The organism is Candidatus Symbiopectobacterium sp. NZEC151, from assembly GCF_025962655.1.
GTDB lineage: Bacteria > Pseudomonadota > Gammaproteobacteria > Enterobacterales > Enterobacteriaceae > Symbiopectobacterium.
This window is the reverse complement of record NZ_JAGFPE010000013.1, coordinates 1-9016: the sequence shown is the minus strand read 5'-3', so window position 1 is coordinate 9016 and position 9016 is coordinate 1. Positions and strand designations below refer to the sequence as shown.

Genomic DNA, 9016 nt, shown 5'->3' with positions numbered 1-9016 from the left:
AAATAAGTGGTATTATAACCATGTTACGAGCAAATATAGATGGATATTGTCACTGTATGGTTACTTATCTCACAAGAAATGCTGATGCTAGGTATGATAACACTGTAGAGCAATTAGGAATATGGAAATGTAATAGCTATTCTGGGTTGGCTATGTTTAATATAGCTATGGAGTCGATGACGACGAGAACTCGCGTTGATGTTTTATTTGACAAATCCGACGATAATCCAAAAGAGATAAAAGCTATTACGTTAGATCAAGAAAAACCGTAAAAATAATAAATCCATTGAGTGTGCTTATATACTATTTTTTGTGATCTAAATCAACAATGCTTTTTTAGGTTAATTACGATATTACTTTAATATAGGTTACATTGTTCATATTGATTTTTAAAATTATGTAATTTTTTGGTTGAGCGTTTTTGGTTATTAGTGTCTGTGTTTGTTTGGTATCAATTAGCTATTCTTATGAGATGGTATTTGATTGAATTATTATTTAATAAAATAAAAATGGAAATTTCTAAATACACCTTAGTGAATTCACATATACATATAATGAGGTTACACATGAAAGCACTAAAAAAAATACTATTTTTATTTTTAATAGCAATGTTTTCATCATTGGTATACTCCCTCCCAGTGAAAAAGGTTTATAGAGGTGATAATCGACCTCCCGAAGAGGTTTTTAAGAATGGTTTTTCTTCATGGTCAGAGAGTGGAGATAATGGTGTAAATATTAACTTCAATGCTCATGTTCTTGGCTTATCTGGAAGAAGGGCCGCTATTGGAACCAGAAATGATGCATTTATACCTACAAGTTCCAATCCACAAATAGCCAGAGGTTTTTCATATGATCTAATGGATATAGCGGAAAATAATGTTGCTTATCTTTACACAATAAGAGCTACCGAAGATTTCTATTCAGTTTCAGATACGATGTATCATAATTATGATGCATCTGGAATTAATATGTCACATGACGTAAGAGCCGTTGTAATGCGGGAACACGAATACGCTGCATATAGACATATTCCTAGTGAACTAATTGAATCCGTGACCGTTTATACTCGTCTGTCTAATAACGGAGGTGTTTTAGTACAAAACTTCCAAAACGGAAATTATGTAAATGCTGACACTCACTCTAATGACTCGCCTTTTACTTTTGGAAATCAAACGCCAATAACTAGCTCACCTATTTTATTAATGGGCTCATCATTGACAAATATTAATAACTCTCAACCAGATGACTCATCAACATTACCCTCGCCTCAGTATAACCCACAATCTTTATTTTCTTGTTTTCATTGTTTTTTTGTAAGCATTAAGTGAGCGCCGTATTGACTATTATTTATTGGTGAGATCTACGTTCCATGGCAGCAGTTCTGCCACTTTGTTGCTGGGCCACTCCGGGTGACCGTAAGGATTCGTTAATTTCTGGCAATAAGCCTGAAAGTTATATCTAAATATTTTATATAACCATTAGGCTGCATCTTTTGCTAAAGATACGTACCTGAAGAATGTCGCCCGGGAAATTTTTAACGTTTCACAAATCTCATTGATACTTAAAGATTTATCATGATACATATGCCTGGCCATCATCACTTTCGGTGCGCTTTTGCTGACTGCCCTGCGTCCTCCTTTTCGCCCCCGGGCGCGTGCAGCCGCGAGGCCTGCCCTGGTTCGCTCCTGGAGGAGGCGTCTCTCAAACTGGGCCAGGGACGAAAAAATGTTAAGCACCAGTTCACCCGATGCGGGTGTCAACGCCACGATCTTTGACCGTTTTTCACCATTTTTAATGTCCGCTATTCATCAACCAGGTTGACCGCTTTTCTCCAGCGATGCCTCATTGTTTTCTGGCGCTAGATTCTTGCTCAGCACGCCTGCTTTTCGTTTCTCTCTTAGCTGGTAGCTCTCCCCCTTGATATTCAGCGTCGTTGAGTGATGCAGCAACCTGTCCAGGATCGCCGTTGCCAGCACGTTGTCGCCGAACATCTCTCCCCAGTCCGCCAAACCCCTTGTTCGACGTCAGGATGATGCTTGCCTTCTCGTAACGCCGATTCAGCAGCCTGAAGAACAGGTTTGCCTCCTCACGGTTCATCGGCAGGTAGCCGACTTCATCAAGGATCAGCACTCGTGCATAACTCAGTTGCTGCAGTTGGCGCTCCAGCCGGTTTTCCTGCCGCGCCTTCATCAGCATCGCTATCAGCCTGTCAAGCGGCATGAACAGCACCCGATGCCCTGCATCAGCCGCTTTCACGCCCAGCGCCACCGCCAGATGCGTTTTGCCCACGCCCGGTGGGCCCAGCAGGATCACGTTTTCGCTTCGCTCCACGAACGCCAGGCCGGCAAGCTCTCTCACCACTTTACGGTCGATGCCCGGCTGGAAGCTGAAGTCGAACTGCTCCAGCGTTTTCACCCAAGGGAGCCGGGCTTGCTTCAGCCGGGACTCCATGCCGCGTTGATGGCGCCCGCTCCATTCCTGTTGCAGCGCTCGGCACAGGAACTCGCGGTAGTTGAGTTCTTCCTTCGCCGCCTGCTCCAGCAGGCTTTCCACCTGGTACCCCAGATGCTCCATTTTCAGGCGACTCAGCAGCGTTTCCAGTTCATGCATCACAGCAACTCCTCATAAGCACTCAACGGTCGGTGTTCTAGCATGCTCACCTGTTGCCACAGCAGCGCGTGGTGCTCCGGAACGGTCTGCCACCCGGCACCACGGTTGTTCAGGCGATGAGTGGCCACAAGCTGCTCATTGCCGTAGATCCTCAGCTCATCATACAGCATGATCCGGATGGAGACTGGGCGGCCGCACCAGGCCTCCGGCACGGAGTAACGATTACCTCGCACCTCGATATAGCCGTCCCAGGCCACATGACGGATGTCGAAGTAGCTGGTATCGAAGTCCGTTGCCGGCAACGCCTGCAGGTGCGCTTTTTCTTCCTCGAAGCGGGTCGCCGGTGTTTGCCGGAACTGGCGCAGCTCACGCTGGTCCGCGACCTCGGCAAGCCACTGCTCCAACAACTGATTAACGTGCGCGAAGCTGTCGAACTGCGTGTAACGGACGAAGAAGTTGTATTTCAGGTATTCAACCATGCGTTCAACCTTGCCCTTGGTTCGCGCGCGGCGGGGGCGACAAGCCCGGGGCTGGAAGTCATAGTGCTGTGCCAGTTGCAGGAAGCCGGCGTTGAACACCACATTGCCGTTGTGATTTTTCAGCACGGCCGCTTTCTGGTTATCGACCAGCACGGTTTTCACGCCGCCACCGAAGTAGCGCAAGGCCCGCACCAGGGACTCATAGGTGTGTTCCGCGTCCTGGCTCGACGCCGCAAAGACATGGAGGCGACGCGAGTAGCCCAGCGTGTTAACGGCGAAGTTGATTTTGCAGCGCTCACTGGCCACTTCCGCGTCGATTTCTCCCCAGTCATGCTGCAACTGGTAGCCTGGCTGGGTTTCGAAGCGCACGGTCTTTTTACCCGGCCGCATTTTGCGTTTGGGCTGGATGTAAGCCCGAAGCGTGGAGCGTCCGCCGGGATAGCCCATCTTTCTGATTTCATGGAATATCACTTCGGCGTTCCAGACGTTTTCGGTCAGACGCATATCGATGTACTCCATAAAAGGGCGGAGTTTTTCCATTCGCAGTCGGGCCTTGCGCGCCGGCGGTGACGGATAACGCAGGTACCGTCTGACGGTACGTTGGGAACAACCGATTTGGGTGGCAATATCGACAATGTAAGCGCCCTGATGGCGCATTTGCTTTATCATGAAAAAGTCCTCTCTGCTCAGCATGTTGATATCCTTTTCGGTGTCGGAACCATCAGGAAACAACATGTTGGGTGGAGCGGACAAATCAAATGGTGATTTAGGGACTTATATCACTGGTGCTGACAAAAGCGACAATAGAAGGGCTCAGAGAGCTATTATTGCGCTATGACCAGCTTTCCAGGCTGAGCAGTAACATCTGTATTCTGGAAGATATCCCCGAGATCAAACGCAAACAATTAGCGCTGGAAGGAATGAGCCTGGATGCAGCCAGTATGGTCGATATGGAGGCCAAAAAGCGATATGTGGTAACACTATCCTTGATACAGCGGCAACTGGCCAGAATCACTGATGATCTGTGTAATGTATTCTGCAAACAAATGGCTAAAGTACAGCACCGTGCTGCAGAAGAACTTGGTGGATACCTCTCCGCGAACCAGGACAAGACTGACGAAATTATTCGCCGGTTTGCCCAGCTTGACACTGTACTGAAGTCAGAGCAGTCGATTGAAGAGCAAATCGCCTGCATCTCCCAACTGGTATCGGCCCGCCAGGATTTATGTGAATTTTCCCAGATTCATGCTGAACACGGGGGTAAAAACGAAAGCCGCTTCATGTGGCGCCATTTCAAGACTCGCCGGACTCAAATTTTTCGTATTCTGAGCAAACTGACATTTGTGGCAACCAGACAGGATCAAAGTTTTGTTCAGGTCCTTGCATTCGTTCTGGCCAATAAACACCGGCACAGTGACTGGTTGCGTCTCGGGAGTAAGGAAAATGGCATACTGACCGCCCGGGATCTTGACAGGATCCCTGATAAATGGTGGGGACTGGTTACCGGAGAAACAAAGCGTAATAACACTCCACACAGGCTGAATCGACGAGCTCTTGAGGTTTGCGTTTGCCGCCAGCTGGTATCCGCAGATATTTGCGTACCCGGAGGGGATAGTTATTCCGATACCCGTACTCAGCTTTTACCTATGGAAAAATGCACAGAAATACGGGCTGAATATGGTGAACTGGTCGGCCTGCCAGTGGAGGGTAAATCCTTCGTCGGGCATTTACAGACGCGACTGAAAGAGGTGGCTGACAGCGTTGACCGGGGTTATATGGCCAATTCGTACTTCACCATAATCAACGACCGGCCTGTTCTGACAAAACTGGTCAAAAAACCGTTACCAGCAGGATTTAATGCCGTCAATAAAACCCTGACCACAAAATTACAGGCTCTCAATTTGTCAGTTCTTGATGCACTTGGCGACACAATGCACTGGCTGAAATGGGGACAGCATTTCGGTCCACTCAGTGGTCATGAAAGTAAAAGAGGTGATGAAGAATATCGGCAAATTCTGACGACCTTTGCCTATGGAACAGGACTGGGGACTGCGCAACTGGCAAGAAATATTACAGGCGTCGGAGAACGCCAGATTTCTTTTCTGAATCAACGGCATGTTACAGAAGAAAAGCTGGATGCAGCAATACGTTATACGGTCAACGGATACAAGCGATTCTGGCTGCCCGGCCTCTGGGGCGATCCCGGACGGGCCGCAGCCGATGGAACCAAATGGGATATTTATGAAAACAACATATTATCAGAATATCACATCCGTTATGGTGGCTGGGGCGGAGTTGCTTATTATCACGTCAGTGATACCGACATAGCTCTTTTCTCACATTTTATTCCCTGTGGCGTATGGGAAGCCATTTACATCCTCGATGGCCTGATATCGGATATCCAGCCAGATACTGTACATGGTGACACTCAGGCGCAAAATGCAGTGGTGTTTTGGCTGGCGTATCTGCTGGGGATCAGACTCATGTCCAGAATTCGTAACTGGAAGGATTTGAAATGCTATAAATCGTCATCTGAACAGACTTACCAGCATATTCAGGCGCTTTTCAGCAAGGATAATATCGACAGGGCGTTAATAGAACGACATTTACCCGATATGTTGCAGGTGGCTCAGTCTGTTAAAGCCGGCTACATTGCCCCGTCGACGATCCTGCGCAAACTGGGAACAGCCAGTCGTAAAAATAAATTGTATTTTGCCTTTCGGGAGCTTGGACGTGTAATCCGGACATTGTTTCTTCTGGAGTATGTCAGCAGTGAAGAGTTACGCAGAATGATCCAGGGGCAACAAATAAATGTGAAAGTTTTAATAAATTTGTGCAGTGGGTTTATTTTGCAGCCAGTACACTCGAAGAAAATGTACGGGATAAGCAAGTTGAAGATTATTAAATACAATCACCTCATTGCCAATTTGCTGATTTTTCATAATTGCCACTCAATGACAAAGGCACTTAAAGAACTACAAAGTGAAGGAATGGAACTTGCCAGGTCCCTTGCGTATCTTACGAACTCATTTATCCGGACATTATCCAGTACATTATATAAACATGGATATGCCCTTGCGGCCACGTTGTTGCGACGTCTTCTGGTGGAAGACGCGATTAATCAGGCGAAAAGCAAATATTACAGCTATGCCGTTTCCGATATGAAAAAAGCGATTGATTACAGTGAAGATCTGGAAGATGGCCCGCAGTTCCCGGGAACTGAAAGCTACCTCAGGACACTCTACGAACAACACAAGCGTAAAACGTCACTCTGGCCGTTGATGGCAGAGAAAATTCAGGGATTATCGGTGGGGAAAGACGGAATTTGCTACAAAAGGAGCCAGTCATGACCAGACAGGAATTATATGACTATGCGGTGTCATTGCTGGCAAAAAAGAATTACGCATCTGGTGATATGTACCGGCAGTTGACCCGACTGACCGAAAAAACAGAAGACGCGGAACGTGTTTTACGGCTTCTGACTGATAATCATTATCTTAATGATGTTCAATTTTCTGCTTATCTTTTTGACAAACATGTTAAGAAACTACATGGCCCCACACGGATAAAGCAGGAGCTTCGGCAGAAAGGATTTTCACAAGCGCTGATAGAGCAGGAACTCGAAAAGAGCAATATTGACTGGTATGCATTAGCAAAAGAAGCCAGAGTCAGGATGTTTGGTGAAATGTTACCCACTGACCGAAGGATAAAAACAAACAAATCAGGAACCTTCAGTACAAGGGGTTTGCGATGGATATGATATTTGAAGCGTTAAGCTAATCACAGCTGCAAATGCATGTTTCTCTCGTGCGGGGCGGAGCATGCATTTGTGTCAATAAATAGTTATAACCACTGGTAACTATATAACTTTTAGGCTTATTGCCAAATATTAACGAATCCTTACGGTCATCCAAAATCAGAGGTCATGCACGATAAGATCATCGGTTGGTATCTGACGATCCATCACTACCACTAAATCTGCGTCACGACCCAATTTTGGAAATAAGCCCCCTTATTTGCTAACAATGAATGTGGAATAAAATAAAACTGTCTTTATTCTGTACGGCTCAGTAAAGTAACAGCCATCACCTGATTCTTTTTGACTAGTAGGTTTGGGGCAATATGTAGTTGCAGACATACAAAGAAGAACGAACGGAATAAAATTCGCTATATAAGAATTTATTCCGGGCATGCGTTCTCGGGAGTAAATAAACTCATCATTAATCACAGGGGGGGCGTATATATAATTGGGGTTAGCGATAATTGGTGGTGTACTGTTCGTTGTGTACCTTCTGACTCCTCTAATAGAACTGGCAGGAATAGGACCATGTGATATCCACTCAGATTGTCTCATTGCATCATTCACTCCGGCGGTATAATTACTCGCAATTAGGGAATCTGCCATATTATAAAAATGCTCTCCAGAGTCAATAATATAGACATATGTAACTCTTTGAGTTGGACTCAGGAGCCGTTGGGCATAATGTTCTGCATATTCTGAATCTGTACTGACAGAAATAAAAGAACTATTTCCTTGTCCATGTCGACAACTAATCCCCCGAGAATGGTCTCTAATACTCGTGTTATTACCAAGATTTGAAAATCCATTGGCAAATATTTCCGTTTCATTCCGTGTGTCTACTCGATAAAATACTCCTTTATTTGGCACATTATAAGCAAGTAGATTGTTAGAAGAAAAAACCAAAATTAATGTAATTAATGTCTTTGTCTTTGTCTTTGTCTTTGTCTTTGTCTTTGTCTTTGTCTTTGTCTTTGTCTTTGTCATTTTAAAACCTTTTTATATAAAATATATGATAGGTTGTTTTTTTTTGATGAACCATGAATGCAAGTGAAATGGCTTTATTTATATTATTTAAATGAAAAACAGGAGAAGCAAGAAAATAGAGACTGTGGATTGTACTGAGGTGAGGGTAATGTTGATGAATCCTCTGGTTGAGAATTGTTAATATTTATTAATGATGAGCCAATTAATAAGTTAGGTAAGTTGCTAACATACAAGGCTGAATGGTCTGGTCGTTCTGTCGTTGCCATCGATCAGTTTTTCCCCTCGTCTAAAAGGTGTCACTGTTGCGGGTATACATTGCCTAAATTGGCGTTAAATGTTCGGTCTTGGGTATGCCCTGAGCGCAATGCTGACCATGACCGTGATATTAACGCCGCCAAGAATATAAAAGCCGCTGGTCTAGCGGTGTTAGCCTTTGGAGAGTCTGTAAATCCTAAACTGCATCAAGCGGCTTAGGTTGGACTCTGTGAATTGGGACTCCTCGCCGTTTACGGCGGGAATTCCCAATTCACATGATTTACCATTTCTCTTTACCAAGGGTAATTGCCTTTATTTCTTTTTGATTCTCTTCACCTCCAACAAATAAAACATCAACGGTGTATCTCGTCACCATAGATTGCATAGCTAAATGAAACATAGCCAGTCCAGAATAGGAGTTACACTTCCATACACCTAATTGCTCTACCTGGTTATCATACCTAGTATCAGCATCAGCATCTCTTGTTAAATAAGTAACCATGCAATGACAATATCCATCTACGTTTGCTCGCAGCATGGTTATAATACCACTCTGTACGTAATTTCCTCTTGTCTCATAAGAAGAATCAGATGGTGGCGTAAGTTTTTCTTCCATTTCTTAGCCCTCTATTTTAAAAAATTCATCTTATTATTGTCATGTTAATTAGTCTAAGCTTTTTATTTTGGTCTGATGATATATTGCATGCGGTTAATTCTCCTTCATTAGCTGAAGAAAAGAAAAAACCTTCTAACCTTGAACATGCATCTTGATCTTGTGAATATATCTCCTCATTTATTGTTGTTTTTTTGTCTTGGATTGTTACCTTACAAGCAGAAACAATATCTCCATTCAAAGCTAAATGACCAAATTTATAAACTGATATTC

Annotated in this window: 9 protein-coding genes and 2 pseudogenes; 5 read left to right on the top strand and 6 right to left on the bottom strand. The window is 44.6% G+C overall.

Features of this window, described 5'->3' with window-relative positions:
- Nucleotides 1–272, top strand: a 272-nt coding sequence (locus J5067_RS23140; protein WP_264646103.1) for a hypothetical protein, incomplete at its 5' end; no start/stop codon positions are given.
- A gap of 294 nt (nt 273–566) precedes the next feature.
- Nucleotides 567–1328, top strand: a complete 762-nt coding sequence (locus J5067_RS23135; RefSeq protein ID WP_264646102.1) for a hypothetical protein — start codon at nt 567–569, stop codon at nt 1326–1328.
- A 150-nt stretch (nt 1329–1478) separates the two neighbouring features.
- Here the strand turns inward: J5067_RS23135 and J5067_RS23310 are convergent, their stop codons facing one another.
- The 3 genes and pseudogenes from J5067_RS23310 to istA form a co-directional block, all read right to left on the bottom strand.
- The gene (locus tag J5067_RS23310) at nt 1479–1766 is read right to left on the bottom strand and encodes a recombinase family protein (RefSeq protein WP_369076107.1); all 288 of its coding nucleotides are present in this window, start codon (nt 1764–1766) and stop codon (nt 1479–1481) included.
- 42 nt (nt 1767–1808) lie between these two features.
- Nucleotides 1809–2610 (bottom strand): annotated as a pseudogene (istB, locus tag J5067_RS23125) (IS21-like element helper ATPase IstB).
- Entirely contained in the window at nt 2610–3782 is a 1173-nt protein-coding gene (gene istA / locus J5067_RS23120) for an IS21 family transposase (protein ID WP_264652106.1), read from the bottom strand. Before istA ends, istB begins: the two are co-directional and overlap by 1 nt.
- Nucleotides 3783–3874: 92 nt before the next feature.
- Between istA and J5067_RS23115 the strand changes: the two genes are divergently transcribed.
- Together J5067_RS23115 and J5067_RS23110 are read left to right on the top strand one after the other, a co-directional pair.
- Nucleotides 3875–6439, top strand: coding sequence for a transposase (locus J5067_RS23115; protein ID WP_264652105.1), 2565 nt, complete (start codon nt 3875–3877; stop codon nt 6437–6439).
- Nucleotides 6436–6849 carry a regulatory protein RecX gene (locus J5067_RS23110; RefSeq protein WP_264627877.1) on the top strand — a complete coding sequence of 138 codons (414 nt, stop codon included), beginning with the start codon at nt 6436–6438 and terminating at the stop codon, nt 6847–6849. Before J5067_RS23115 ends, J5067_RS23110 begins: the two co-directional genes overlap by 4 nt.
- A gap of 252 nt (nt 6850–7101) precedes the next feature.
- Here the strand turns inward: J5067_RS23110 and J5067_RS23105 are convergent, their stop codons facing one another.
- Complete coding sequence (locus J5067_RS23105; protein ID WP_264627876.1) at nt 7102–7875, bottom strand: enterotoxin A family protein; 774 nt, start codon at nt 7873–7875, stop codon at nt 7102–7104.
- 204 nt (nt 7876–8079) lie between these two features.
- Here J5067_RS23105 and J5067_RS23100 point away from each other — a divergent pair.
- A pseudogene (locus J5067_RS23100) lies at nt 8080–8349 on the top strand (zinc ribbon domain-containing protein); the annotation flags it as partial.
- 61 nt (nt 8350–8410) lie between these two features.
- Here J5067_RS23100 and J5067_RS23095 read toward each other — a convergent pair.
- Both J5067_RS23095 and J5067_RS23090 read right to left on the bottom strand, forming a co-directional pair.
- The gene (locus tag J5067_RS23095; RefSeq protein ID WP_264646098.1) at nt 8411–8746 is read right to left on the bottom strand and encodes a hypothetical protein; all 336 of its coding nucleotides are present in this window, start codon (nt 8744–8746) and stop codon (nt 8411–8413) included.
- A 25-nt stretch (nt 8747–8771) separates the two neighbouring features.
- On the bottom strand, nt 8772–9016 hold a 245-nt coding region (locus J5067_RS23090; RefSeq protein ID WP_264646097.1), incomplete at its 5' end, for a hypothetical protein.

Excerpts from the sequence above, each read along its gene's own strand:
- J5067_RS23135 (WP_264646102.1), top strand. The coding sequence starts at position 567 with ATGAAAGCACTAAAAAAAATACTATTTTTATTTTTAATAGCAATGTTT.
- istA (WP_264652106.1), bottom strand. The coding sequence starts at position 3,782 with ATGCTGAGCAGAGAGGACTTTTTCATGATAAAGCAAATGCGCCATCAG.
- J5067_RS23110 (WP_264627877.1), top strand. The coding sequence starts at position 6,436 with ATGACCAGACAGGAATTATATGACTATGCGGTGTCATTGCTGGCAAAA.
- J5067_RS23105 (WP_264627876.1), bottom strand. The coding sequence starts at position 7,875 with ATGACAAAGACAAAGACAAAGACAAAGACAAAGACAAAGACAAAGACA.
- J5067_RS23095 (WP_264646098.1), bottom strand. The coding sequence starts at position 8,746 with ATGGAAGAAAAACTTACGCCACCATCTGATTCTTCTTATGAGACAAGA.